Raw genomic sequence first — 23,441 nt, forward strand, 5'->3', positions numbered from 1 at the left:
GTTGGTGAATATGTCGTAATTAATTTGAAATAAAACTATGATAACAACCTGCTTTATTATTATTGAGGTTGTTGTGTTACTGAGTCGGTTATATGGATTTATGCCTGGTTTAGAAACCTTTTCTCGTTACGAGCGAAGCTGGCTTAAAGATGATGTTCGTGCTGGTTTATCTGTTGCTGCAGTCGCTTTACCCGTGGCAATTGCGTATGCGCAGTTAACGGGCGTGAATGCAGCTGTAGGTTTGTATTCATGCGTGTTGCCGATGCTCATCTACGCCTTATTTGGCACCTCAAGACAACTAATCGTTGGCCCTGATGCTGCAACATGTGCGGTAATTGCCGCCGTTGTGACACCATTAGCAGCCGGAGATAGCCTAAAACATTGGCAATTAGTGATGACCATGACCGTGATGACAGGGTTTTGGTGCTTGATTGCAAGTCGATTTAAATTAGGCGTGTTAGCCGATTTCTTATCCAAACCCATTCTGATGGGGCTGCTTAACGGTGTCGCCATTACCATTATTGTGGGGCAATTCTCAAAAATATTCGGTTTTACCTTTGATGAAAAATACTTGCTTGAACGCCTAGGCGGTGCGCCAAGTTATTTATCACAAACTCACATACCGACATTGATGATGGCCATTCTCACTGTGGTTGTTTATTTTGTGATGAAGCGGTTAAAACCGACATGGCCAGCATCAATGTTTGCAATTGCAGTAGGTGGTGCATTGGTGTGGGCTTTTCATTTAACCGATTATGATGTGGCGGTTATTGGTAGCGTGGCAGGTGGCTTGCCATCATTTCAAGCTCCTGTGTTTAACATTGGTATTGCGCGTGAATTAGTGATGCCGGCACTCAACTTAGCCATGGTCAGTTTTGTGAGTATGATGCTGACCGCGCGCAGTTTTGCCGCTAAAAATGGTTACGACATTGATGCTGACAAAGAGTTTAAAGCCTTGGGCTTAGCCAATATTGCTTCCGCATTATCGCAAGGTTTTGCCGTGAGTGGTGCCGATTCTCGTACTGCGGTAAACGATGCGAATGGCGGTAAAACTCAGTTAGTGTCGGTGATTGCTGCAGTGTTAATCGCCGTAGTGGCGGTGTTTTTAACCGCGCCGTTAGAGTTTATTCCCAGCGCAGCGCTCGGGGTAGTATTAGTGATAGCCTCTGTGCACCTTATCGACTTAAAAGCGATTTGGGGCTTACGTTTACGTGATCGCCAAGCCTTTTATTTAGCTTTAACCACTTTCCTCGCAGTACTTTTTATTGGCGTGATTCCTGGGATCACCCTTGCAGTGTTATTAGGATTGTTTCAGTTTCTTCGTACGGTTATGCGACCGACGGATCAAGTGTTGGGACTGGATGCTAAAGGCATTATTCGCAGCTTAGATAGCAGCGACAAAGCCTCATCGGTACCTGGTGTGTTTATTTATCGGTTCAACTCTCCGTTGACCTATTTTAATGCTACCTATTTTAAGCGCCGTTTACTGGAACGCTTTGCTCGGCAGAACCAACTTGAAACGGTCGAATGTGTGATTATAGATGCGGTACCTTGCTTTACTCATTTAGATCTAAGCGTAATGGCAATGCTGACCGACATCGATGTGTTATTAAGAAAGCGTGGTGTCAGTTTAGTGTTGGCAGGGCGTAAGCGGCAGTTAATTAGCTGGTTTGAACAAACAGATATGGTGTCTGGCGAAGAAGGTATTACCATTCGTTCAGATTTATATCTCGCCTTAAAAATGCAACAAAGTCATGTTGCAGCGTGTGAAGCACAAAAGCTTGATGATAGTCATAGCGATGATTCAACCGAGACCGTATTAACACATAGTCAAATTTAACCATTAGGTTTAGCTGGTACTGTGTGTTAGCTTGGTTTAAGTTTATGAATTATAATGATTTTAATAAATGTTGTTCATGGCGGTTTTATTCTATAAAATCGCCGAAAATAACCAAGGTATGGCAATCATACTTTGTAATGACGCCCCCTCGAAAATCAGGCCCTTAATTTCCTTTCTGTGCCCTTGAGTAAAGTAAAAAGCGTAGTCTTTCTGTTGGATGTGGCATATATGGTTTCGCAAGTAAGTGAAGCAATGCTGGATGTGATCGCAGATGCGTTAGTCGATAAAGGGTATATCCTTTTATCTGATATCATTCCTGATTATGTAAGTTTAGCCTTGCTTGAAAAAGTGCAAGCTCAGCAAGATATTGATTTTAAAAAAGCCGCCATTGGTCGAGGGATTGAACAACAAATCAATACTGAGATTCGCTCGGATAAAATTAGCTGGTTAGACAATCAAGATCATACCGACCGTGAATATTTATCGATTATGAGCCAATTGAAAGACGGGCTAAATCGTCGTTTGTTTATGGGGCTGTTTGACTTTGAAAGTCACTATGCTGTTTATGAGCCTGGTGCTTTTTATAAAAAACATGTTGATGCGCTGCATGGCAGCCAAAATCGTATTTTATCGACAGTATTTTTCTTGAATCCAGATTGGCAAGACAGCGATGGTGGCGAATTGATCATTTATGATGAGTTTGATGCACCTTTAGAAGTCGTTAATCCTAAAATTGGTACCTTGGTATTGTTTTTAAGTGAACGCTTTCCGCATGAAGTCAGGCCGACCACAAAAACCCGTAATAGTATTGCCGGCTGGTTTAGGGTGAGTAACGCGAATCACGGTTTTTAATTCTACCGCTGGCAAGGGATCCGTCTTTAGTGATTGGTTGTAGCAACAGCAAAACAATGTTTTTACGCGATAGATAAAAACATTGTAGTTGCTGGCTGTAAATCTATATGCAGTTAAGGTAATGTAACCTTTTACTATAAGGAGCGTTAATTTGAGCTGGATTAATAGACAAGATTGCTTAATGGGCGAACATGTTATCCTAGAGCCACTGTCTTTCGATCACGTTCCTGGATTAACTGTGGCTGCCAGTGATGGCGATTTGTGGACATTATGGTTTACGCAAATTCCTAATGCCGATGGTATGAAAGCGTATGTAGAGCATGCTTTAGCTTGTGAAAACAAAGGCGAAGCGGTCGCGTTTGCGGTGCGTGATAAAGTCTCTGGCAATATTATTGGTTGTACTCGAATTTGCCACAGGGACCAACCTAATCGTAGACTCGAAATAGGCTACACTTGGTACGCTAAATCTTATCAACGTAGTGCTATTAATACTGAGTCCAAGTTATTATTACTCCGCTATGCATTTAATACCTTAGATGCTATCGCGGTCGAATTCAGGACGCATTGGCATAATCATGCCTCTCGAAACGCTATCGCACGGTTGGGTGCTAAGCAAGATGGCATTATACGCAATCATAAAATTCAAGCTGACGGGACTATTCGTGACACTGTGGTGTTTTCGATTATTGAAACCGAATGGCCTCAAGTTGAACAATTTTTAACATCTCGTTTAACGCATTATCAATCGTTAACTTTATCTCCAAATTTCTAAAAACGAAGGGAAACAACCATGAACAAATCTGCTATGTGGGTTTTTACTGTGTCGGCTATATGCATGAGTGTAACTGCACACGCAGAAGATGCTGCAGAAAAAGCATTCACTGATGAACTACTTGAATGTGCAGCGTATTATCAAATTAGCTCGGAAGCGATTGCTGCGATGAATGCCCCACAAATGAAAGCGGTGGGTGATCGTTTAAAAACCTCTGCAATTGATGCCGTGGCGATAGCGGGTAAGTACCGTGCCCCAGAGCAAGTTGAAAAAGATGTTGTTGCTGCTAAACAAAAGCAAATTGATAAATTAGCTGGGTCGAATAACTTAGGCGCATTGATGTCAAAATACAAAGACTCTTGCAAATCGATTGTCACAGACCCACAGAAGCGCTTAGATTATTGGGTTATGGCGACCATGTAATGGTTTGTTAGATATAGACATAACCACGTAGAGGCAACTCTCGTGGTTATTTTTTTAGCCATTGCCCTTGTGGCGTTTGGATCATATGCCCAGGTTCCGCTGCTTCAATCGCTTTTTGAGCCGCAAGAGTGGCAATTTTATCTAGGCTAATTTTATTTCTCTCAGCGATGAGTTGATAATAGTGTTTGCGTTTGGTATTAACCGTGAGTACGAGCTGTTGTGTTTCTTTTGATGGAATGACAACACCTAAATAACCGTTTGTTTGTTCACCTACTAGTCTGGCCGTTTTGGCTTGTTGCAATGTCATTGCCCAAGCAGTGGCACACCATAATAAACTGGTTAAGCATACGGCAGTGGCTAAAGCGAATCTAGATTTCATCTTGATAACCTCTGCTTAAAATAACTCGTCATTCTCAAGTAAATTATTGAGTTCTTTTTCCACTTTAATTCTAATTTCATGCTCAATTTTAACATTTAAGTTAATGACAATTGGCTTGTCAGGTGGCTCTATCTTTACGGTAGGCGTACAAGCTGATAACCATAACGATGCCATTATGGTGCTGATACTGACTAAATATGTCGATGAATATTTCACGTGGACGATCCTTTTATGCTGCTATTGGACTTTTGCTTCAATTTTGCTTTGTAGCTGATTACCGATCTGAGTACTTTTGTATAACTGAATTAAGTTTTCTTGGTGAGAGTAATTAAGGTGAACAGGGCGCTCAATGTCACGGCTGTTACCTTTTACTGCAATATTAATCTGTGCATCGCCGTTGGGTATCATGTCAAAGGAGCTCGACAATTCAGTATAGTTAAGATGCTCAAGTGCGGTAAAGACTAATCCAAGATAAGGCTGAGATAATTCTAGCTGATCCATTGCAGGATTTCCGGCAACTTCAATTAATCCTCCAGGTGCTCGCGCAGCCAGTTTGCCACCAGTAACAGTCACTTTGCCATCAACCAGTACCGCGGGTAATACGCCATCAAATAAGCCATTGGCTTTAACACCCACTTGCGGTTGCTCTTCTAAGAATTTTTCTAGGCTCAACCCTTGTAATAATAAGTATCCATAAGATTTATCATGCAGTTTTAGTACAAACTCAGGTAATAAAAAGCGTCCATCAAGCATGTCGCCGCTGGCGGTAAGGTTGATGTTGGTCTCGCTTAACCCTGTAACTTGCTGTAACCAATTGGTCGGCGTTTTATTGCCGTCTTTGTTAAGTTCGATATCGGCATTCAAATTCAAGTTTGTTAGTGATAAACCAAGCTTAGCTTGCTGCAAACTGATTGCGGTTTGTGGGCAGACTAATTGACTGTGGGCAAAGTGTTTCTCTGCTGCTGGAGTATTAGGGCCATCGTGAGTTTGCTGCCAGTTAAATTGACATTGGGCAAACACGTCACCACCATTAAAGGTTTTATCTTCCCATTGGCCTGACAAAGATGACAACTGTTGTTGAATTTTCATTTCAAATTGACTGGTGTTGCCTATTTCGCTTAATGCAAAACCTGCGATTAGTTTGCTGTGGCCTTGAATTGTAAAGTTATCTGGCAGGGGTTGGACTTTTTGTAATGTCTTGATTGCTGTTTCAATGTCGGTATCAAAAGTCCATTGGCCAGCTAATGATAATGGGCTTTTTTTATCAGCAAATTTAAGTAAGTGATAACTGCTTAAGTTAAGGGTATCGAGTTGCCATTGTTCGCTACCAACCAGTAATCCTTTGGATAAATTGAGCTGCTGAGTAACCGTAATCTTATCAAGCGCAAGTAGTGGCTGGCGGCGACTTTTGCCTAGTTGCTTGGTGATATCGAGTTTATTGATACGCCAAGCTATGTCGTTGGTTGCAGGGTTTTGTAACCAACGTTCTAGCGACTTGTCGATGGGCTCATCTTGATGTAACGCCAAGATTATACCTTGATTGATGGCAATATCGGCTTTGTTAACCGAGGCCAGTGTGGTTGATAGTTTACTGTTGTCCACTTGGGTTGCTTGCTGAACAATCAATTGGCCAATTTGCAGTGTAAACGGAGATAGATTGAGTTGAGTATTATTTTGTTTGAATGACATGGTCGAGGTGTCGTTAAGCACAAGTCCGAATGACCCCAATAGTGCAGAAGATTTTTTGGTCTGCTTGGTATGTTGTTCATTCTCACTGGTAATACTGCGCAATATACTTGTGTTGTTGACGGCTACGCTGGAGCTTGGCAGCAATGACAGTTCGAGTTGATTTTGTTGCCTCTGCGATATTTGACCGACTAGATTCACTTTCGCATTAGAAAGTGACAGCTGCTCTAACGGGATCTCAGGGAATATGGCTTTTATATCAATTAGACTTGGAGCCATCGCGGTTACTGGTGTTGGTACGGATACATTCTCACTTGCCGTTACAGTTATATCGTCAGCGGCGAGTGTGTTGATTGGATGTTGTTGTGTCTTGCCTGTTGCTTCCAGGGTCGACAATGCCATACCCCAATCGAAATGACTGTTAAATTGTTGATGACTATTGAATGTGGTGTGCGCCAGTTTTAATTTGCTTTGGAGCAATAACCCTTCAATGCTGACGCTTAGGTCAGGAATTGACACCTGCAGAGGTAGAGCATCATTTTGCAGCGGGATAACGACTTCAACGGGATAGGCCATGCCTACATCGATACTGGCTAGCTGAGAAGGTGATTTAGGGGTTAACTGTTCAATGATATGAACTATTTGATTGGCGTGATCATCGGCTAACAATGCAATTAATTTATTTCTGTCGTCTTGTGAGGGCGACAGTTGGTAGTGTAGCGGGGCAATATCAAGTTTTAGCGCGAAGGCATCGATGGTTTTACTGTTGTCTAGTGAGGCCTGTAGCGGGTAATTGCCCAAATTAAGCATCGCCTTAATGGGGTGTTGCGGCGAAAAATAGACACTAGGCCAAAGTGGCGAGTGCAAAGATAATCCGGCTATCGATTGCTGACTGCTCATCTCGCCGCTGATTAAGTTAATTTTACTGTTGGCTGTCCATTGGCCTTCTATGGTGACTTGCTGTTGACGAATGGGTTGTAGAAGTTGTGATAGCTGCGTATGCAAACCATGAAGCATATTGTTGCTTTGCGCTTGTTGTGATTGCTGCTTATTGTTTAATAAGCTTAAATATTGTTCTAATGAATCAAGCCCTTGATAGCTTAACCCTAAATCAACAAGGGTGTTAAATTGCCAAGCACGTTTGTCTAAGCTGGCATCTAGGCTAAATAGCGGGAAGTCATTAAATCGCCACAAGGTATTTAGTTGACCTTTTTGGGTCAACGTAAGCTGGTCCATCTTTAAAGTGTGTTGCTGTGGGAGATCTTTATCCAGCACTGGTAGCTTAATGTTTATTTCACCTAGCTCAATAGTGGGTAATTTTGCGAGGTTGAGTTGCATTGCCGCTGGAGATTCTTCAGTTTGTTGTGATTGACGAATGAAAAAACTGTCGCCCAAATCAACATAGACACTCTGGGTTTTGATGCTAACGATATCGTCGGCGTTGATTTGTTGGTTTTTAAGAATTTGCAGGCTGTCACGCAGCTCAAGATTGAACTCTTGGATAGCGATATGACTGTCTTCAATTTTTAGGACTAACCTGGGGATCCGAATATGATTAAATGAGACATATTCGGCATCAAAATTAAGCACTTCTATGTGGTTGTCGGCTAATAAGTTGTTGAGTATTTTGACCGTAAGAGGTTTGGCATTTTCGATAATGGCCCATACTAAAGCGACTGTACAAAACAGCATAAAGAGTAAAACTTTGCTAAGGCTCGATATGCGCAATAGTGACTCGCTTTACATTTGTTTGTTCATTGATAACGATGTGCCCGTTAATAATGTTGCAGTTATTATCTGAATTTGGCTATAAGATTGATTAATATCGGCCATGGTAATAATCCTACTCATTATCTGCCATTAAAGGAGATAAATTATCTACAGACTGTTGTTGATTAAACGCTGCATTAGATGAAAATTATTAGCCAGTAAATAATTAAAATAGCAATAAACAGTTGTTTGTTTAACGATGTGTACACCGATAATTTAATGTTATCCATGCTAAATTAATGTTATCCATGCTAAAAATGTCAATTAGCTTAGCATGGTATCAGCAGTAGATTGTTAAAATATAATACATTATTAATCTAGGTTTAATGTAGTGTTAATCCAAATAAAAAAAGGCGCTTATTAGCGCCTTCCATCTATCTGAATATTTAATATAGTAAGTTTGCTGTTATTTATCCCAGCAATGGTTCTACAACCATATGTTGAAGCTCAATCGGTGCGATTGCATGCAGAGCATCCATAGCAGCGCCGACCAAGGTAATTTTGCCTACTGATGATTCGACTAATACCGCGCGCTTTATTTCGCTGTATTGACGGTTATGGCGGATTAAATTGGATAATGCCATTTGCATCGGTTGCATTGATGGATTAAATGCCGCACTTTCAGCATAACGACCACAGAAAGTGGCGCCGTCGTTAGTTTCTAATACAACAGCGGCATTGCTATTAGTATATGGCGCGTAACTGAGGCACATTTGATCAATGGCTTCGATGATCATTGGGTCATCTGAATCACAATTAAATTCTTGCTCGCGCTTACATAATAGTGGCACGGTTATATCTAAGTCTGCCGGCCCAAACGCATAAGGTAAATAATGCGCTAATGTTTGGGTTGGTTGATTAGGCAGGTGAATATTTATCTTACTGCCATTGACTAGTTCGTTCATAAATTGGCGACAATGACCACAAGGACTGAAGTTTACAATGATATCAACAATTTCTGTTTCACCACTTAACCATGCATGACTGATGGCACTTTGTTCAGCATGAACACTGTGAAATAACGCTTCTCCGGGTAATTCTAAATTAGCACCCATGTACAAGTCGCCACTGCCACCTTTTGCAATAGCACCGACATAAAATTCGCTTATCGGTGGGTTAGCGAGTGCTGCGGCAATAGGTAATAAATCCATGAGCACTTGTTGCTCTGTTTTACCGCTTGCGTTAACTAGGCCTGCAAATTGACTTGCATCAATATGACCGCAAAATTGCTCGTGTAATAATGGCACAAGCGCATTGGCCAAAGGTTTGTCTAGTTGAGTAATGCTTTCTAAAAAACGATTTTGCATTCCCTTAATCCTTAGATAAAATAAATTGGGTAAAAATAAAATTTACTATAGTGACTGTAAATATTGATATAGGGCTTTTAATAGCTTTTGTTTGTGTTCATTCTCGCTGGTTTCTTCGACCAGGTTCTCGAGTTTAATCACATAATCGGCATCCGATAAGCGTTGTTGACAGAAATCACGCCATTTACGGACTTCACTGTCGCTTAATGTTTCTGGATAATTACGTGCCCGAAAACGAAACAACATTTCATTGATCCGCGGATCATCAAATTGCAATGCCAAAGCTGCTAAATTATGTGGTGCAGTATGGCAAATAATGTCCATTTTTGTTTTATCAGCATGGCTGAAAAATCCACCGCTATATAGCATTAAATCAGGATCGGTGATCGGTTTACGATCTGATTCAAGTTCAAATACTTGGTTAAGCTTTTCGCGCAATTCTGGGTGGTTTTTTAAGCGTTTATATTGCTCACGTGCAAATGCTTTATCGAACTGTAATTTTTCAGCTACCTCGTCGTCAAGTAATTTTGGCGATCCGATAAAGGGACACTTGTTAAGGTGGATTTGTTTGAGTGGTATTGCGAGCTCATTTTCAGCTAAGTTTTGACGAGACGTATACATACGATCATTTATTTCTTGAGCAGATAATTCTAATAATGGCGAGATATCCATGGCCAAATTTACGCATATCACCGCATTTTTATTAGTTGGGTGATATGCCACTGGCGCGATTAACGTAGTACAGCCTTGCAGCGCACTAATTTTTGAACTGACATGAACCAAAGGCTGCATTTTAAAGACATCAATATGATCCGCAACCGCTTGTTTACGCCTTAAATTAAAATAATATTCGTACAGCTTGGGTTGTGTCTGCTTTATCAGTTTAGCCATAGCAATCGTGGCATAAACGTCTGACATAGCATCATGGGCTTTTTCATGACTTAAACCATTCGCTTGGGTGAGTAACTCTAGCTTGAAACTCGGTGAGCCATCTTCTTTCTTCGGCCAATTTATTCCGTCTGGACGAAATGCATAGCAAGCTCGAACTAAATCAATGATATCCCAACGAGAATTACCGTTTTGCCATTCTCGCGCGTAAGGGTCGATAAAATTACGATAGAAACCATAGCGACTGACCTCATCATCAAAACGTAATGAGTTATAGCCCACAACACAGGTGCTGGGTTGGCTAAACAGCGTATTAATACGTTTCATAAACTCAGCTTCTGGTACGCCCTTAAGATTGGCCAGTTGTGGTGTTATCCCCGTAATTAATATGGCTTCGGGAGACGGTAAATAGTCAGGCGCGAGTTTGCAATAAAATGTTTCAGGTTCGCCGATAATGTTGAGTTCTAGATCGGTTCGAATTCCCGCAAACTGAGACGGACGATCTTTGCTTGGGTTTGCCCCGAATGTTTCATAATCGTGCCAGTAAAGTGATGGGGTTTCTTCATGATTTATTTTCATTTTATTCTGCTCATTTTTGCATTTAACTTTATGTAAATCATGGTTAAATCCGCTTTAAACCTTTCATTCTAATTTAGTTGGTTTTCTTGTGCTGCTTTAGCTTCCGCGTACACCTGTGTGTACATATTTGGTTTTGTGTCATAAACTCGTTATATCGAGCAATAAATCTGTACACGGATTTTTTAAATGTCTTTATCTGACACGCAGTTACGTTCTATAAACGGAAAACCATATACTGGTAAGCCTGAGATTGCTGACCGTGACGGTTTAAGTGTCCGCATTAGTAGTGCCGGCACTATAACTTGGCAGTACCGCTTCCGTTTTCGTTCTTCTGTTGGACGTCTAACATTAGGTCGCTATCCTGATGTTAAATTATCTGAAGCTCGAAAATTCGTACCTGAACTGAGAAACGCATTAGCGAATGATACAGATCCAAGAGTGTATTGGAAACAACGCAATACAAGAAGAGGCAAAGTGAATGTCAGATATTGCTGCGAACAGTTTTTACTTAAACAAGGTAGTTCGTTAAAGCCTGGAACGATTGCTACCTATCAATCATGTTTTCGGGTGCATTTGTTTGATGCTTTTGATGATAGGTTAGTTGATGATATTACACTTGGAGAATGGATTGACTTCTTTGATGAGAAATCAAAAGTGAGTCGAGTAACCTCTGGTGCCATACTAAAACAGTTAAAGACAATACTAAATTGGTCAGTAAGAAGACAATTAATCAAATCGGTTGATGTGTTACAGCTTAGAGTATCAGACATTGGCTCAGCCTCCACAGTTGGTTCACGAGTGTTAACCGTACTCGAATGCGGGAGAATTTGGCGTGAGCTAGACAAAACAAGAGCAACAAGAACCATCACTAATGCTATAAAGGCTTGCATGATGACAGGGGCGAGGGTGTCTGAGCTACTTAAATCAAGTCGTGCTGATTTTGATTTAGACAGTATGGTGTGGACTGTTCCGGTTATTAACAGTAAAACTAACCAACCTATCAGGCGGCCAATAAGCCCAGCTTTACTTGAGCTGCTTCAAGAGCAATGGTCTTTACATCGCTCTCAATGGACTTTTCCTGCACCAAATGACTTTAAAAGACCTGTTGGTATAGCGTCGGTTAATAAATTAGTCAGAGAAATCAGACCAAGAGTAGATATTCCAGACTGGAGACTGCATGATTTCAGAAGAACTATTTCAACGAGACTTTCTGAGCTTGGTGTTTTGCCGCATGTAACAGAAAAAATGCTAGGTCATGTCCTTGGAGGTGTGATGGCTGTTTATAACAAGCACGATTGGCTAGATGAGCAAGCAGCAGCATACCAAATGTGGACGGAAAAACTGCTGCTGTCTGCTAAAGGGGATAGAAATGCAATGTTGTTGGATACCTTGCCTTAAGATGCCAATTGCTCTTCATCCCACTTTTTAAGTGCTTGTATGTTGTAAAATCGCCCATTATGGATTGGGTTTGGGAAACCAAGAGTTTTGCGCCACTTCCATAATGTAGCAGTAGAGCCGATCCGATAACGCACCATGACTTCTTTGGTGTTGAGGAACAATGGTTCTTGTTGTATTCCTGTATTGGTGTGACTTTCTTGTTGATTTAAATTACTCATTATTGACCTTCCTTTTTAAGCTTTTCTGCTAGTGTTTTCATGTAATGCTGGCATGAGCCGACCTGATCCCGGGGAAGGGCATACCATTGTTTTAATGCTTCTTTGATAACGTCTGACTTTTTCATGCTGCATACCCCTGTAGTCGTAGTTTTGAATCGGCGGTTGTCGCAAATAACTCTGCATCTGCTTGGGTAAAGTTACTGACTTCAATAGCGTTAAACGTTTTGCACATACCCCAGCCGTTGTAGTTGTTGGGTTTATAAGTTGCTTCAACTTGCTGCTGTTCGTGCATTAGCGTGAAGAACGGGGTTGATAACGTGACCACACCTTGTTTGGTACTGAACATTTTGGTTACCTTATTCATGCTGCACCGCCTAATACCGCTTTTAAGTCTATTTTTGGGTAACCGTTAACTTGGTAACCTTGCTGTGGATGACCAGGTAATCGAATTTGGTGGTACTTGTAAGAATGAATAATCGTTCTACCAATCCCTTTTGCGAGATTTGTTAGGCCATTGCCCAATGCTTGCCAGTAAAGACAATCAAGTGCACCAAGTATCATGGCCACTTTGATTCGGTCGCCACTATGGAGATTAAATGGCAACCCCACTTTTTGGGCGCGATAGTGACCTAAGATATGGTTAAACGCTGCTTTCGATTTCATTTACGCCACCTTGCCTGGTTTAAGTTTTTGCCAATCCAGTTCTTTGATTTGTTCGACTGTGAATGTCACTTGTTCTAATCGTGCTATTGCCCGTGATAAATTGCTCTTTTTAACGCTGTTACGAATGGCTGCCACCGTATCTTGGTGGCCTGTGACGAAGTGATCATGTAATGCGGCCACTATGTCGGGCGATTCAATGTTGGTGAGTTGCAATAGCAGCTGCAGGCGTTCAGTGCTTTCACTGCCTTGGATCAGGTATTTCATGCTAAGTCCTCTCAACCTATGTAAGTTGCCCATTCCAAAACTTCTTTTTTGGTTTTAGGGTTGATACTTCCTGTTGGTTTTCTGTATCTAATTTCTATATCTCGACACTGTTCTTGTGCTTTTGTTAACTCTGAATACTGCTTAGCTAAGCTTGGGGTCGATAAGCTGTGACTTAGTTTTTGTACTTTCATTTTGGAAAACAGTTCATCACGGGTTTTAGCTAGCTTTTGTTGGTATTCATCAATAGTGAGTTCTCGTCTATTTGGATAAGTACCAGTGAACCTGCTGCACTTTTTATCAGCTGCTTTCTTAACTAATGTTTCACTCACTCCGAATACAAAAAACATAGACCCCCCTACAAAACCTTTTCGACCGACGAACTTTGTTGTAACTGCTGCTTAGTGCGTTTCCAGCCTTTAATTAAGCGCTTAAGGCAGGCTCTTTCGTGAGGCCAAGTGCGGATCATGTCTTTGCACTTGGCTATTTCGCGGTCGCAATATTCAGCTGCGGCGCTCATATGCTTGTCCTTATCTGAAACACTGTGCCTGTTTGGTGTAGTGGGGTGTGAACTTTCGCTAGTATCATTTCCCTGTCCTCGGTAGTGGGCTTGGTAGTGCTAATTAAATTGGTGCCCGTTTTTTAATCACGTTGGGCTTCGTGCTACGATTGGTGTTCCTACACAGCCAATCGAGTTTTTAATATGCTTCGCAAAATCAGAGGCCTACTTCGTCATATCAAAAGGCGCTATCCGTTTACGCTAATCACCTCGGTACCGCTTTTGGGGTTATTTATGATGATCATTAAGTATCAGGATAAATCCGTTAGCCCCTATATATTCAAACTATTAATTGCCGTTAATCTGTTGTTCTTGTTTGTTTCCTTTGTGAATCTGTATCGCGATAAACGTAATTACAAAGAACGTGTAAGCAACTTGAAGGACTATCGCTATCAAACAAATCAGCTCAGAAGGCAACAGGCCGAATACAACAGGCAAATTGCTAAACTGGGAGGCAACTCCCTCGGCAATCCATTGCACGAGTTGGATAACGAACAACCCCAAGCCCATAAGCCACAGTGATGGTGCGTTTTCGGTTGCGGGGCTCATATGCTTGCTCTTAACTGAAATACTTTGCCGCTTTGATGTAATGGGGTATTGCGCCAGATGGTAATGCGGCCAGTGTGGTGGTTGTAACGCATGGCGAGGTTGTCACCGAGTTCACCGGCTTGGTTTTCAAATTGGCTTATGAACAGTTGGCTTGGATTGCTATGCATTAATTGGCGTTCAAGTTTTGCTACACGCAATGCAACACGTTCACAGTCCATAGGGTCTTGTTTGGTGGTGAGCAGGCAGGCAAAGCGGATACTGACCAGGTGGTAATGTTCAGCACGTTGTTTGTCTGTTGTAGGGGTATTTGTCAGTATCATTTTGCCGTCCTCGGTTATTGGGTACGGCTTAAGGTTAAGATAACTATACTTTGATGTCAATTGTAATGGTAAAGATTTCTATACTTATTTTTTGATTTTGCTGTTTTAGATGTTGTTTGGGATAAATTAATAATCTGACTAAGGAGGGTTTATTGAGTTAATAAAGTGTGATGAATGCGGAAAAGGAAAAGCAGTGCAGCCAAGGTTTGCCGGCGTTGTGGTAAGAGCCGAGATCATATTTCCTCGGGGGTGGTGTGCAATTGCTGGGGGGTGTGTTTTTTGGCGATACGGCAGTGATGGGTTAATGCTAAGTAAAATGCTGATTTTTAAACACAAAAAAACCCGCTGGTGCGGGTTTTTTTATTGTGTTCATCCTAAAATTAAGAGAACAAAAAAGACCTTACGGTCCTGTAAATTCACCTTTATACATAATTTCTCCTTAATACATTCCGTGTATGGGTACTAATGTAATTAACTGCAAATATCATACTTAGTAGTTTAGAAGTATATTGACGTTACTGTCAACATACTTTGCAATTAATCATTTTTAACTTCTGGTTTTACTGGTGCTATTAACTCGGAAAAGTTTATGGTTACTTTTTCCCCTGGAAGGCAGGCGTCAACATCAAATTCATGACTCTGATTTGCTTGTAAATTGATGTCTACATCACCATTATTCGGTATGCCTACTCTTAAATTCATAACATAATCAGTCTCATTTATTATCGTAATACACTGTAATTCAGTAAAACGAGGTGGATTAAAAGAAAGGCCTTTATTTATTGGTTGCCACATCCAAGAGCTTGTTTGGTAAGCCGCTTTTTGTTTTTTTGCTAATTTTAGAGCGAATGTTTTATAGTATTTAAGGTTACCCGCCAAAATCTGATGAGTTCCGTTTAATTGGTGTTCTGGGTAAGCCTCTGAGCTATTTTCAATATGCTTAGTTATTGATATATCATGAACTTCACCATGAATTCCATTTTCAATTTTTATTGGATCTAGTGTCATACCAAAAGCCATTTTATCTGTAGCATATTCATGATTATTATGAATATTTTCAATTAAACAGTAAGTTTTAGTTAACACTTTAACGGCAAGTTCAGATTTCCCTGATTCTGGGTCATTGATTTCTAATACATCTTGAATAACAATTCGTCTCGATGTTTTAGGACTTATGCAGGCTAAAGATGTAATTTGATCTTGAAGATATTTACTTAATCTTGGCCTATCTTCGGCTCCGGGGAATATAAAATCGACTTTGGTTGCTAGTTTTTCTTCTTCTGGGCGTCTTAGTGTTAAGACTGTAAGAACGGATCCAACTAATATGAAAAAAACTAAGCTATCAAATGCAGATGCTGCGTAAGATACTGAAAAATCACTTGGTTTGATTCGGTTAGGAAAGTGACTATCTAATAACAAGCAGTCTTTAAACAAAATGTCTGCATATATCATCCAGAATGTAACCCATATGATATATACAAAAAAACCAATTAAGGTATAGCGAAAAAGAGGATTGGTTTTTAAAAATCTGAAAAATGCCTCTATAAAATTTGTTCTTGATTTATTGTCCACGCAGTTTTCATCCTTGAAATTAGTCTTTTAGATAAGTACTGAATACCAAAACACCTTGCCGATGATTTTTATTTGTTTGATAACTTCACCTTCGTAGCGTTCGTCTGGCCACTCGTCGGTGTTAAAACTGCGAAGCCTTAAACCACCGCCAGGTAACTTGTATAAGGTTTTTATGCGTAACATACCATCGTGATTAATGGCGTACATTTTACCGTCGATCACGTCTGTTTGTGATGTATCTACCCCGACGGTTGAGCCGTTGGGTAATACCGGTTCCATGCTATTACCGCTAACACGCACACACGCGGCATTGGTTGGATCAACACTTGATTTACGCAATGTTGATTTTGCAAAGCGCAATTTAGGGCCATTGTAATGAGGTGCTTCAGCGATGCCATGTCCAGCAGCGAGTTCTACTTCCATATAAAACGGTATCTCTACTTCATCATCATTTAGCGGGGTGTTGCTATCCCATGTTTCCATTGGACCAGCCCATTCGGCATTGCTTGTTGGTTTTGATTCTTTACCAAAAAGAAGCCAATCTGTAGCGCATTGCAGGTGCTTTGCTAAATTGTAAAGGTTTTCACCTTTAGGCGAGGTAGCCGCAGACTCCCATTGTGAAATGGTTGCTTTTGTTACGCCTATCATCTTAGCAAGCTCTGGCTGCGTTAACCCTACGAGCTTTCTACGTTCTTTAATTCGTTCATTCATCATAGTTTAGACATCTTAACTAATTATCGGTTAAGAATCTGTTCCTTTTTGTTGACTTATTGGTATAGTTTTCTTAACCTTGTGTTTGATGAATATTTGGAGTTGTTATGAAAACAAAAGACGCAATTTTGTATTTTGGTTCTAAGAGTCAGTTGGCAAAAAACTTAGGGCTTACGAAAGGCGCCATTTCACAGTGGCCAGATGATGTTCCAGAACTTCGCGCTTATCAGATTGAGCGATTAACCGAAGGTGTTTTAAAAGCAGATATTCCACAGCTTGAGCAAGTAAGTTGATTTTAATAGTAAGCATGGAGAAAAAGCATGAAACAAAGATCACGTTTAGATTTATTGATGAAAGCCATTAATACATGGCTTGAGTTACCTAAAGTCAGCCGTTCGGCGTTGGCCACTGCGGTAGTGCAGGCGGTTGATGACTTAAAGTTGGCGACGGTATTGGCTAAAGAGGGGATTGCGTTTACCTACTCGGATGATATTTACAACGATGCTCGAGTGAATGCGCAAAAGATTTTCCGTTGGCTTGGGCAGTACGCTGACCAAAATGCGGTACCTGAGCGCTTGTTTTATGTTGAGCAGGCAATATTGGCCGCTATGCCCGTTGAGTTGCGCATTGGGTATTTAAACGATGTTTACGGCATGGTTGGTGTGACAGTTGTTGTTGACCATGTGAGTGATGCTATGTCGTTAAGTGCAGATGACATGGCGGCAACGTTAACCAAAGAAAACTGCGATGCACAAGTTGCTGTTATTCGTTTAGGGATTAACCCAAGTCGTCATCAAGTTGAAACTGCTTACCGTGAACTACGTGAATCACGCGGGGTGACGTCAATGTCTTTGGATGTACTTGAGCGTAAGTTCCCTTATTTAACCAATAAATCACTTAAGTCGGCTGGTTAGCATGGCAGATAACGTTGATGAAGCTAATCAATTAGCTGAACTGCATTTAACCAGTGAGTTGACCAAGGCAAAAGCGATATTACCACCATTAACGGGGCGTTGTTTTTATTGCGAATCACCAACGGTTGAACGCTTTTGTGATGCCGATTGTCGTGATGATTATGAACGCTTACAGCGCAGTGTGCTGATGCGTAAACGAGGTTGATATGTGGTCATTTATTTTAGTTTGGCTTGTGTTGGCAGTGATATTAACTATTGGGTTTTGTTTTATGTTTAAAGGGGCAGGTTATGACTCAGTTAAGTGATAACAGTTTGATTGAAAAGAAAGAGAAGTGGGTTATTGAAAAAACGGGCGAAAAATATCATTTCACCCGATGGTTGGGAGATCAGGTTCACGAAAGTTATGCACCAGTCTCACAAGAAGTTGCGGGTATCTATGCGGCGGCTATTGTCCAAGGTTTTCAACCACCACGTTGTTTGAGCTATCTCGATAAACTTGTTGGTTAAATTCAACTTGGACTAGCGTTGGTGAGCGCTGTTTTAGTCGGTTGAAATCGAGCATTGAGAAGTCTAGCAACATGTGATCTGGGTAGTCGCTAAGCCATTTTTTGAACTCGCCGACGGTTATTGATGGTTTGTATTTTTCCATGATTCATCCTTGATGGTGATGTTATGAATTTTAAAAATAAGAAACCCCGCTTAAGTTTGGCGACCTGAGCACGGGGTTAATACCTACAGAGAGAGGCAATTACATGTTACTCAAGCATTTGTGTTACGTCAATTTAGCGTTTGCTGAGTTGGTTTTGTGGGGATTACGCCCATGAGTATGGAATTAATGGTTAAGGCCATGAAGGCGAAGGTGGGTAATCCGCTGCGCAAGTTGGTGTTATTGAAATTGGCGGATAACGCGAACGACCAGGGCGAGTGTTGGCCTAGTTATAATTACATTGCTGAGCAGTGTGAAATGAGCCGTCGTAGCGTTATGGACCATGTTAAAAAACTCGAAAAGTCAGGTTTTTTGCGTCGTGAATATCGCAAGGGTGTTAAGGGTAATTCGTCTAATGTTTTTCATCTGGATTTTGATGAAAATACAGGGTTAGGTGGTGAATCTGCTGCACTACCTAGTGAATCTGTTGCACTACCCCCTAGTGAACCTGCTGCACTACCTAGTGAATCTGCTGCACTACCCCTAGTGAATCTCCTGCACCCAGAACCAGTCACTTTAGAACCAGTCAATGAATCTTTAAAAGATGTAGTCACCACATCGAAAAAATCACCTTTGGATTTTTCAAAGTGGCCTGCTTTGCCAAGCGATCAAGTTTTTAAAGACTGGTTAGCCATTCGCAAGCAGAAAAAAGCCAAGTTAACCCAAACTGCGGTTAATCGCCTGGCACCGCATTTGATGAAAGCGGTTGCTGCGGGTTGCTCGGTTGATGACGTTTTTGAGTTGTGCGCTTCACGTTGCTGGATTGGATTTGAGTTCGATTGGTTAGTTAACGCTGGCTTGATTGCTAAACAGGCGATTAAGGCCGATTGGAGTAACTCAGTTTTTGACCCAGAGGATCCATTGATATGAAGTCTATTCAAACATTGGTTAATACCGGTTCAATTGTTGGCGCTATGCAAGGTAATGGCTCAAGCCGCCAGCTGTCTGAAATGGATGTTGCGATTGTCGATAGTGTGTTTGCAAAGCTGCGCGTGTTGTTTCCGGTTGGTGCGCCTAAGGATGATGTTGAGTCGTTGCACAAAGCCGAGTGGGTTAAAACGCTTGCCGTTCAAGGTGTGAGTAGCCGTGATCAAGTGCAAATGGGATTAACTCGGGCAAGACGCGAGCAGGGTGATCGCCAGTTTTGGCCAACACCACGCCAGTTTGCGTTGTGGTGTCAGCCAACGGCTTATGATTATGGTTTGCCTGATTTGGATTCGGCATATCGTGAGGCTAAGCGCCATTATCACAATGTAGCGGGCCATAAGTGGAGCCATGATGTTGTTGGTTTGGCTGTGCGCCAATGTGGTACCTGGTTGTTTGCTACCGGTATTGAAAAAGACGTATTAACCATGTTTACCCGCCAATACGAGATTTTATGTCGTAAATACGGCAATGGTGAGTTGGTTGATGTTGAGTTGCCAAAAGCATTACCGACTCGTGCTACACGCAGAATTGAACCTGCTGAGGGTAAAGCGTTGGTGGCAAAGTTTAGGCGTCAGCTTGGTTTAAGGAGTGCTAACGATGAGTAATCAATCTTTGACTCAAAAAGAGCGTTTGCTGAAGATTTTAAGCGGTGACCGTTTTCTCACTTTGTACGAAATCCAACAACAGTGTTTTGACCAGTTTGGGGTGCACGATAGCGAAACCGCGTTAAGTGCCCGTTGGCGCGAGTTGCCCAATTCGGTTAAGCAAAAGCGCCGCCGTGAAAAGTGCACCGCTTGGGAATACAGGTTGGTAGCCTGATGATGGTAAAAGCGGCATCTGGTGTTGAGGTTGGCAAGTTAAACGATGCGGCGTTAAAGCGTTGGTTACGCGCTGGGGTGAGTCGTGATTATCGTGATCCGCAGTTTCCTGAAATTCGTTTACGTGCTGCAGCTGGTCGAACGCGGGCGAGTGTTCACTTGGTATTAAATGAAAACGGTAAGACAGTTTGGCAAAAGGTGGGCACTTGGCCAAGCATGTGTATTAAGACCTTATGTGCTGATTTACCGGTGATGTTGGCTAAGCGTAATGTGGGCGGCATGGTGACAGGCCAGTTTGATTCGGTCGGCAGTTTGCTTGAGTGGTACCAGGAACATATTGCCAATAACACGACTTATAGCAAAAGTTGGCGTAGCAATATTAAGTCGATGATCAAGTGTCATTTATTGCCTCGGTTGGCTGATGTTCGTTTGCACGAAGTGAGTTTTATTGCGGTTGACGGTATTTTGGTTAAACCGATGTTGGTTGAGGGGTTTGCGCCTAAATACATTCGTGAGGTGGTGAATAAGCTAAAGGCGGTGTTTGCTGCGGCTTCAAAGCTTCGTTTGATTAACGTTAATCCGTTAGCCGGTTATCGAGTGACGTATTCAATTAGGGTGGCTGATGTGGTTGATACGCGCTTGTTTGAGTCAGATTTGGCCGAGTTGTTTACTCGTTTAGGTGCAGTTGTGATGCCGGTGCAGATGTTGTTTGTGTTGATGATGATGTTTGGTACTCGCATTAACGAAACTCGTTTGGCTCGGTGGGAGCATTTTGCAGGGGATTATTGGGTTATTCCGGCCAGTAATGCCAAGAACAAAGAAGAGCATCGAGTACCGATGACCGATTCTGCTAAGGCACTTATTCAGCATTATAAATGTTGGCAGCTTAAGCATGTTGGCAAACGCGCTTATTTGTTCCCTGGCACCAGTGGGGCTATTTCCATTCGTTGTGCTCATGATTGGCACACTCAAATCCGCTTTAAACATTTCACTAGTCATGATTTACGTCGATTATTCAGGACCATTGTTGCTGACTTAGGTGTCGATACCATGATTGGTGAACGTTTGTTGAATCATGCCTTGCCTGTGTTGCTGCGTAAGTACGTTAAATCGACCTTGGATAAGGGCATGAGTTTAGCGTTAGAGCAATATCATCAATATTTAATTTATCGTGGGTTTTCTTCTGTTGCGCCCGAGATATTGCCTAGATCGTCAGTGAAAAGTGAGAACGGTCAAACCCTGACTGCCAGTGGGTGGCTGTGATGATCGCTGCATCATTATTAGAAGAATATGCAATTAGAGGTTTTTGGGGGCGAAATGGCATTACGCGGGTTTGATTTTTTGAAAACAGGCAGGAATATTCGCGGGCTAACCCAGACCGAAGTGGCCGAGATTTACGGGGTAAGTGAACGGACTTATCAGCGTTGGGAACGGGGTGATGTGAGAGTGCCTTTTGATGATGTGTCGGCAATATGCGCCCAGGTGTTTAAGTTAGGGATTGATGACATAAGGGCGATGATTGATGGTGAAGAATAATGGCGAAGATTAATGTGCAGCAGCTGCAGCATCAACAAGTGACGCTGAACATGAAAGCGTTGCGTCATGGATTAACACGCTGGGGTAACTATTGGGCCCATCAAGAATATGGCCAAGGATTCGCAAGCCGAAGCCAGTGCGACAAGTTAGGTGAGGTGATTGTTTACGGTAGTTCGGCAGTGGTCGAGGTAACGCCTCCGCGTGAGGTTAGGCTGTTCGACCAGATGATTGAACGGTTAGCACCGCAATGTGTACGGGCCATTAGAGTGCACTACATCTGCAAAGGGCAGTGGGCCTTGATGGGATTCGATAGCAAGAAGTCGTATTTGTATTGGTTGAGAAGGGCAGAGATTGAAATAGTTTAGTGATATATGTTGATAATTCAAGGCGTTGGGTTGACTCAACTCAAATGAGAGTGATTATCATTTGGGGTTGAAATTAAATGGGTCCTTCTGGCTCGGTGCACTGCGGGGGCGGAGAAGCGCAGTGCTTCACTACATATGAAAAATTTAAGGGGTTGTGTTGTTGTTTTATAGACTTGATCTCTGCCAATCAATTTCACCTAAAAAATAAACCTATTAAGTTAATGAATTAATAGTGTTTTACCCTACATTTGATGATGTACAATTCCACTCAACTTTTGATCGTCTTAAACCGCAACTTTTGATCGCTTAAATCTTTGTTTCTATCACTTCAGTTTGATGCTACTTTTAATAGACTGGTTACATTGATGTAAATACTAGTTCACTAGTTAAGGATGACTATGAGTAACGCTACAGAATTGTATTGTATTGAATCGACCTCTGACACTTCGATCATCGAAGAGATCATTCAAAATGAGTTGAAAAGGGCCGACAGCTTACCCCAAGAGTTAGCGGTAAAAGTTTTTACCAAGGACAATAGTATATGTTGGGACTACGATCCTTCTATTGCCATTTCTTTTGAGCAAGAAAAAATATTAGTCAAAATCGTGCATAATGCATTTGACTCAGTAAAGCCGATAACTTACTAAATATATTAAAAATACTGACTCATGCCTTGCTTACTCATTGCTACCCACGATGATTGGCTGCAAACAAAAAATGGCTACTTGATGTAGCCATTTTTATGGGCATTTTGCTGTGGCTTTTTGCAGTCTAAAGGACTATGTTGAGAAAAATAGGGCTGCTCTAATATATTGATATTGTTTGGTTTAGTTTAGTTTTTTATATTTGATGCGGGCATTTTTAACGCGCAATTTACGTTTTTTATTTGAGTGTAAGAGCCATTAAATTGCTTTACTTCAAAGACATAGAAAACGTAGGATGATATTAATCAATAACTTAAACGGGCGGCTTTATCGGTCGAGCTGTTGAATAAGCTGTTATGTGTCTGTTTATCTATTGGAGGTGTTTATTAGTAACTTGATATTTTGTTCTGGTGATAATCCTGAAGGGCATTATTTTAGCTTCGAGGGAGATGAATCTGAACTAAAAAATCTCGACGAATCTTTGCCTGCTATTTATAAGTGGAATGTTACTGAAATTGGTAAGCGCATAATATTTTCAGAGACAATTGATCCTAATCGGTATGGTGCTTTATCAAAGCTTGCGACCTTTACTCCATCAGGTGCGATTCCTAATTCGGCTCTAATCGGTTATGGTCGAATGTATTAAGCGATGGTCAACACATAACTAATAAGGATAGGCCGCGCGAAGCCGCGTCCTTATCCCAAGTGTTGAACAAGCCCGAACACGTGAGATGTGACTCTTTATTATGTAATTAACAGTTCGAGAAAACGCGCTGTTTGATGT

General features: G+C 41.6%; 33 protein-coding genes. 17 read left to right on the top strand and 16 right to left on the bottom strand.

Annotation, left to right across the window (positions count from 1 at the left end; genetic code table 11):
- Window positions 1–37 precede the first annotated feature (37 nt).
- From H5125_RS17270 to H5125_RS17285, 4 genes are all read left to right on the top strand, one after another.
- The gene (locus H5125_RS17270) at window positions 38–1,840 is read left to right on the top strand and encodes a SulP family inorganic anion transporter (RefSeq protein WP_409085852.1); all 1,803 of its coding nucleotides are present in this window, start codon (window positions 38–40) and stop codon (window positions 1,838–1,840) included.
- A 228-nt stretch (window positions 1,841–2,068) separates the two neighbouring features.
- On the top strand, window positions 2,069–2,692 hold the full coding sequence (locus H5125_RS17275) for a 2OG-Fe(II) oxygenase (protein WP_182744848.1): 624 nt from the start codon (window positions 2,069–2,071) through the stop codon (window positions 2,690–2,692).
- Window positions 2,693–2,873: 181 nt separating this feature from the next.
- The gene (locus H5125_RS17280; protein WP_182744870.1) at window positions 2,874–3,464 is read left to right on the top strand and encodes a GNAT family N-acetyltransferase; all 591 of its coding nucleotides are present in this window, start codon (window positions 2,874–2,876) and stop codon (window positions 3,462–3,464) included.
- Between the two features lie 18 nt (window positions 3,465–3,482).
- Complete coding sequence (locus H5125_RS17285) at window positions 3,483–3,887, top strand: hypothetical protein (protein WP_101087535.1); 405 nt, start codon at window positions 3,483–3,485, stop codon at window positions 3,885–3,887.
- 46 nt (window positions 3,888–3,933) lie between these two features.
- Here H5125_RS17285 and H5125_RS17290 read toward each other — a convergent pair whose 3' ends face one another.
- From H5125_RS17290 to sbcB, 5 genes are all read right to left on the bottom strand, one after another.
- Window positions 3,934–4,266 carry a YdbL family protein gene (locus H5125_RS17290; RefSeq protein ID WP_182744849.1) on the bottom strand — a complete coding sequence of 111 codons (333 nt, stop codon included), beginning with the start codon at window positions 4,264–4,266 and terminating at the stop codon, window positions 3,934–3,936.
- Window positions 4,267–4,281: 15 nt separating this feature from the next.
- Entirely contained in the window at window positions 4,282–4,440 is a 159-nt protein-coding gene (locus H5125_RS17295) for a YnbE family lipoprotein (protein WP_081430160.1), read from the bottom strand.
- A 63-nt stretch (window positions 4,441–4,503) separates the two neighbouring features.
- Window positions 4,504–7,644, bottom strand: a complete 3,141-nt coding sequence (locus H5125_RS17300; RefSeq protein ID WP_182744850.1) for a YdbH domain-containing protein — start codon at window positions 7,642–7,644, stop codon at window positions 4,504–4,506.
- Between the two features lie 488 nt (window positions 7,645–8,132).
- Window positions 8,133–9,029, bottom strand: a complete 897-nt coding sequence (gene cdd, locus H5125_RS17305; protein WP_182744851.1) for a cytidine deaminase — start codon at window positions 9,027–9,029, stop codon at window positions 8,133–8,135.
- A 45-nt stretch (window positions 9,030–9,074) separates the two neighbouring features.
- Window positions 9,075–10,496: an exodeoxyribonuclease I gene (sbcB, locus tag H5125_RS17310; RefSeq protein ID WP_182744852.1), complete on the bottom strand. Its 1,422-nt coding sequence runs from the start codon at window positions 10,494–10,496 to the stop codon at window positions 9,075–9,077.
- 186 nt (window positions 10,497–10,682) lie between these two features.
- On the opposite strand from sbcB, the gene H5125_RS17315 reads away from it, so the two are divergent.
- Window positions 10,683–11,894, top strand: a complete 1,212-nt coding sequence (locus H5125_RS17315; RefSeq protein WP_182744853.1) for a site-specific integrase — start codon at window positions 10,683–10,685, stop codon at window positions 11,892–11,894.
- Here the strand turns inward: H5125_RS17315 and H5125_RS17320 are convergent.
- The 11 genes from H5125_RS17320 to H5125_RS17365 all read right to left on the bottom strand — a co-directional run bounded on the left by H5125_RS17320 (window position 11,891) and on the right by H5125_RS17365 (window position 16,750).
- A complete protein-coding gene (locus H5125_RS17320) occupies window positions 11,891–12,112 on the bottom strand; it encodes a hypothetical protein (protein ID WP_041412895.1) in 222 nt (73 codons plus the stop codon). The two genes, H5125_RS17315 and H5125_RS17320, sit on opposite strands and share 4 nt — an antisense overlap.
- Window positions 12,112–12,237 carry a hypothetical protein gene (locus tag H5125_RS22250; RefSeq protein ID WP_259395480.1) on the bottom strand — a complete coding sequence of 42 codons (126 nt, stop codon included), beginning with the start codon at window positions 12,235–12,237 and terminating at the stop codon, window positions 12,112–12,114. The genes H5125_RS17320 and H5125_RS22250 overlap by 1 nt, the downstream gene beginning before the upstream one ends.
- Entirely contained in the window at window positions 12,234–12,476 is a 243-nt protein-coding gene (locus H5125_RS17325) for a hypothetical protein (protein ID WP_123884544.1), read from the bottom strand. Before H5125_RS17325 ends, H5125_RS22250 begins: the two co-directional genes overlap by 4 nt.
- Complete coding sequence (locus H5125_RS17330; RefSeq protein ID WP_123884543.1) at window positions 12,473–12,775, bottom strand: hypothetical protein; 303 nt, start codon at window positions 12,773–12,775, stop codon at window positions 12,473–12,475. The genes H5125_RS17325 and H5125_RS17330 overlap by 4 nt, the downstream gene beginning before the upstream one ends.
- On the bottom strand, window positions 12,776–13,039 hold the full coding sequence (locus H5125_RS17335) for a PapB/FocB family fimbrial expression transcriptional regulator (RefSeq protein WP_182744854.1): 264 nt from the start codon (window positions 13,037–13,039) through the stop codon (window positions 12,776–12,778).
- An 11-nt stretch (window positions 13,040–13,050) separates the two neighbouring features.
- On the bottom strand, window positions 13,051–13,386 hold the full coding sequence (locus H5125_RS17340; protein WP_182744855.1) for a hypothetical protein: 336 nt from the start codon (window positions 13,384–13,386) through the stop codon (window positions 13,051–13,053).
- A gap of 8 nt (window positions 13,387–13,394) precedes the next feature.
- Window positions 13,395–13,556: a hypothetical protein gene (locus tag H5125_RS17345; protein WP_182744856.1), complete on the bottom strand. Its 162-nt coding sequence runs from the start codon at window positions 13,554–13,556 to the stop codon at window positions 13,395–13,397.
- A gap of 327 nt (window positions 13,557–13,883) precedes the next feature.
- The gene (locus H5125_RS17350; RefSeq protein ID WP_123778826.1) at window positions 13,884–14,144 is read right to left on the bottom strand and encodes a hypothetical protein; all 261 of its coding nucleotides are present in this window, start codon (window positions 14,142–14,144) and stop codon (window positions 13,884–13,886) included.
- The gene (locus H5125_RS17355; RefSeq protein WP_182744857.1) at window positions 14,141–14,464 is read right to left on the bottom strand and encodes a hypothetical protein; all 324 of its coding nucleotides are present in this window, start codon (window positions 14,462–14,464) and stop codon (window positions 14,141–14,143) included. The genes H5125_RS17350 and H5125_RS17355 overlap by 4 nt, the downstream gene beginning before the upstream one ends.
- Window positions 14,465–15,001: 537 nt before the next feature.
- Complete coding sequence (locus H5125_RS17360; protein ID WP_182744858.1) at window positions 15,002–16,036, bottom strand: hypothetical protein; 1,035 nt, start codon at window positions 16,034–16,036, stop codon at window positions 15,002–15,004.
- A 27-nt stretch (window positions 16,037–16,063) separates the two neighbouring features.
- A complete protein-coding gene (locus H5125_RS17365) occupies window positions 16,064–16,750 on the bottom strand; it encodes a S24 family peptidase (protein ID WP_182744859.1) in 687 nt (228 codons plus the stop codon).
- 104 nt (window positions 16,751–16,854) lie between these two features.
- Between H5125_RS17365 and H5125_RS17370 the strand changes: the two genes are divergently transcribed.
- The 12 genes from H5125_RS17370 (at window position 16,855) to H5125_RS17425 (ending at window position 23,303) form a co-directional block, all read left to right on the top strand.
- Entirely contained in the window at window positions 16,855–17,040 is a 186-nt protein-coding gene (locus H5125_RS17370) for a Cro/CI family transcriptional regulator (protein WP_137225729.1), read from the top strand.
- Window positions 17,041–17,067: 27 nt separating this feature from the next.
- The gene (locus H5125_RS17375) at window positions 17,068–17,661 is read left to right on the top strand and encodes a toxin YdaT family protein (protein WP_011637117.1); all 594 of its coding nucleotides are present in this window, start codon (window positions 17,068–17,070) and stop codon (window positions 17,659–17,661) included.
- Window position 17,662: 1 nt separating this feature from the next.
- Complete coding sequence (locus tag H5125_RS17380; protein ID WP_123884538.1) at window positions 17,663–17,866, top strand: hypothetical protein; 204 nt, start codon at window positions 17,663–17,665, stop codon at window positions 17,864–17,866.
- A gap of 83 nt (window positions 17,867–17,949) precedes the next feature.
- Complete coding sequence (locus H5125_RS17385; RefSeq protein ID WP_182744860.1) at window positions 17,950–18,168, top strand: hypothetical protein; 219 nt, start codon at window positions 17,950–17,952, stop codon at window positions 18,166–18,168.
- Between the two features lie 313 nt (window positions 18,169–18,481).
- Window positions 18,482–19,237 (top strand): helix-turn-helix domain-containing protein, encoded by a 756-nt coding sequence (locus tag H5125_RS17390; protein ID WP_182744861.1) that lies wholly within the window; start codon window positions 18,482–18,484, stop codon window positions 19,235–19,237.
- Window positions 19,234–19,899, top strand: coding sequence for a replication protein P (locus H5125_RS17395; protein ID WP_182744862.1), 666 nt, complete (start codon window positions 19,234–19,236; stop codon window positions 19,897–19,899). Before H5125_RS17390 ends, H5125_RS17395 begins: the two co-directional genes overlap by 4 nt.
- Entirely contained in the window at window positions 19,892–20,113 is a 222-nt protein-coding gene (locus H5125_RS17400; protein WP_041412898.1) for a hypothetical protein, read from the top strand. Before H5125_RS17395 ends, H5125_RS17400 begins: the two co-directional genes overlap by 8 nt.
- A complete protein-coding gene (locus H5125_RS17405) occupies window positions 20,113–21,375 on the top strand; it encodes a site-specific integrase (protein WP_182744863.1) in 1,263 nt (420 codons plus the stop codon). The genes H5125_RS17400 and H5125_RS17405 overlap by 1 nt, the downstream gene beginning before the upstream one ends.
- A gap of 27 nt (window positions 21,376–21,402) precedes the next feature.
- Entirely contained in the window at window positions 21,403–21,648 is a 246-nt protein-coding gene (locus H5125_RS17410) for a helix-turn-helix transcriptional regulator (RefSeq protein WP_244262862.1), read from the top strand.
- Window positions 21,648–22,013, top strand: coding sequence for a hypothetical protein (locus H5125_RS17415; RefSeq protein WP_182744864.1), 366 nt, complete (start codon window positions 21,648–21,650; stop codon window positions 22,011–22,013). Before H5125_RS17410 ends, H5125_RS17415 begins: the two co-directional genes overlap by 1 nt.
- Before the next feature lie 398 nt (window positions 22,014–22,411).
- Window positions 22,412–22,660, top strand: coding sequence for a hypothetical protein (locus tag H5125_RS17420; protein ID WP_182744865.1), 249 nt, complete (start codon window positions 22,412–22,414; stop codon window positions 22,658–22,660).
- Window positions 22,661–23,015: 355 nt separating this feature from the next.
- Entirely contained in the window at window positions 23,016–23,303 is a 288-nt protein-coding gene (locus H5125_RS17425) for a hypothetical protein (RefSeq protein WP_182744866.1), read from the top strand.
- Window positions 23,304–23,441: the final 138 nt, after the last annotated feature.

The organism is Shewanella sp. SR44-4 (assembly GCF_014163715.1).
In the GTDB taxonomy this organism is placed as follows: Bacteria; Pseudomonadota; Gammaproteobacteria; order Enterobacterales; family Shewanellaceae; genus Shewanella.

Coding starts and splice junctions, on each gene's coding strand:
- H5125_RS17325 (WP_123884544.1), bottom strand. CDS start 12,476: ATGAATAAGGTAACCAAAATGTTCAGTACCAAACAAGGTGTGGTCACG.
- H5125_RS17320 (WP_041412895.1), bottom strand. CDS start 12,112: ATGAGTAATTTAAATCAACAAGAAAGTCACACCAATACAGGAATACAA.
- H5125_RS17380 (WP_123884538.1), top strand. CDS start 17,663: ATGGCAGATAACGTTGATGAAGCTAATCAATTAGCTGAACTGCATTTA.
- H5125_RS17340 (WP_182744855.1), bottom strand. CDS start 13,386: ATGTTTTTTGTATTCGGAGTGAGTGAAACATTAGTTAAGAAAGCAGCT.
- H5125_RS17300 (WP_182744850.1), bottom strand. CDS start 7,644: ATGCTGTTTTGTACAGTCGCTTTAGTATGGGCCATTATCGAAAATGCC.
- H5125_RS22250 (WP_259395480.1), bottom strand. CDS start 12,237: ATGAAAAAGTCAGACGTTATCAAAGAAGCATTAAAACAATGGTATGCC.
- H5125_RS17345 (WP_182744856.1), bottom strand. CDS start 13,556: ATGAGCGCCGCAGCTGAATATTGCGACCGCGAAATAGCCAAGTGCAAA.
- H5125_RS17315 (WP_182744853.1), top strand. CDS start 10,683: ATGTCTTTATCTGACACGCAGTTACGTTCTATAAACGGAAAACCATAT.
- sbcB (WP_182744852.1), bottom strand. CDS start 10,496: ATGAAAATAAATCATGAAGAAACCCCATCACTTTACTGGCACGATTAT.
- H5125_RS17400 (WP_041412898.1), top strand. CDS start 19,892: ATGAGTAATCAATCTTTGACTCAAAAAGAGCGTTTGCTGAAGATTTTA.
- H5125_RS17285 (WP_101087535.1), top strand. CDS start 3,483: ATGAACAAATCTGCTATGTGGGTTTTTACTGTGTCGGCTATATGCATG.
- H5125_RS17335 (WP_182744854.1), bottom strand. CDS start 13,039: ATGAAATACCTGATCCAAGGCAGTGAAAGCACTGAACGCCTGCAGCTG.
- H5125_RS17385 (WP_182744860.1), top strand. CDS start 17,950: ATGACTCAGTTAAGTGATAACAGTTTGATTGAAAAGAAAGAGAAGTGG.
- cdd (WP_182744851.1), bottom strand. CDS start 9,029: ATGCAAAATCGTTTTTTAGAAAGCATTACTCAACTAGACAAACCTTTG.
- H5125_RS17275 (WP_182744848.1), top strand. CDS start 2,069: ATGGTTTCGCAAGTAAGTGAAGCAATGCTGGATGTGATCGCAGATGCG.
- H5125_RS17330 (WP_123884543.1), bottom strand. CDS start 12,775: ATGAAATCGAAAGCAGCGTTTAACCATATCTTAGGTCACTATCGCGCC.
- H5125_RS17350 (WP_123778826.1), bottom strand. CDS start 14,144: ATGAGCCCCGCAACCGAAAACGCACCATCACTGTGGCTTATGGGCTTG.
- H5125_RS17405 (WP_182744863.1), top strand. CDS start 20,113: ATGATGGTAAAAGCGGCATCTGGTGTTGAGGTTGGCAAGTTAAACGAT.
- H5125_RS17410 (WP_244262862.1), top strand. CDS start 21,403: ATGCAATTAGAGGTTTTTGGGGGCGAAATGGCATTACGCGGGTTTGAT.
- H5125_RS17270 (WP_409085852.1), top strand. CDS start 38: ATGATAACAACCTGCTTTATTATTATTGAGGTTGTTGTGTTACTGAGT.
- H5125_RS17395 (WP_182744862.1), top strand. CDS start 19,234: ATGAAGTCTATTCAAACATTGGTTAATACCGGTTCAATTGTTGGCGCT.
- H5125_RS17355 (WP_182744857.1), bottom strand. CDS start 14,464: ATGATACTGACAAATACCCCTACAACAGACAAACAACGTGCTGAACAT.
- H5125_RS17290 (WP_182744849.1), bottom strand. CDS start 4,266: ATGAAATCTAGATTCGCTTTAGCCACTGCCGTATGCTTAACCAGTTTA.
- H5125_RS17375 (WP_011637117.1), top strand. CDS start 17,068: ATGAAACAAAGATCACGTTTAGATTTATTGATGAAAGCCATTAATACA.
- H5125_RS17415 (WP_182744864.1), top strand. CDS start 21,648: ATGGCGAAGATTAATGTGCAGCAGCTGCAGCATCAACAAGTGACGCTG.
- H5125_RS17295 (WP_081430160.1), bottom strand. CDS start 4,440: ATGGCATCGTTATGGTTATCAGCTTGTACGCCTACCGTAAAGATAGAG.
- H5125_RS17365 (WP_182744859.1), bottom strand. CDS start 16,750: ATGATGAATGAACGAATTAAAGAACGTAGAAAGCTCGTAGGGTTAACG.
- H5125_RS17370 (WP_137225729.1), top strand. CDS start 16,855: ATGAAAACAAAAGACGCAATTTTGTATTTTGGTTCTAAGAGTCAGTTG.
- H5125_RS17390 (WP_182744861.1), top strand. CDS start 18,482: ATGAGTATGGAATTAATGGTTAAGGCCATGAAGGCGAAGGTGGGTAAT.
- H5125_RS17420 (WP_182744865.1), top strand. CDS start 22,412: ATGAGTAACGCTACAGAATTGTATTGTATTGAATCGACCTCTGACACT.
- H5125_RS17280 (WP_182744870.1), top strand. CDS start 2,874: ATGGGCGAACATGTTATCCTAGAGCCACTGTCTTTCGATCACGTTCCT.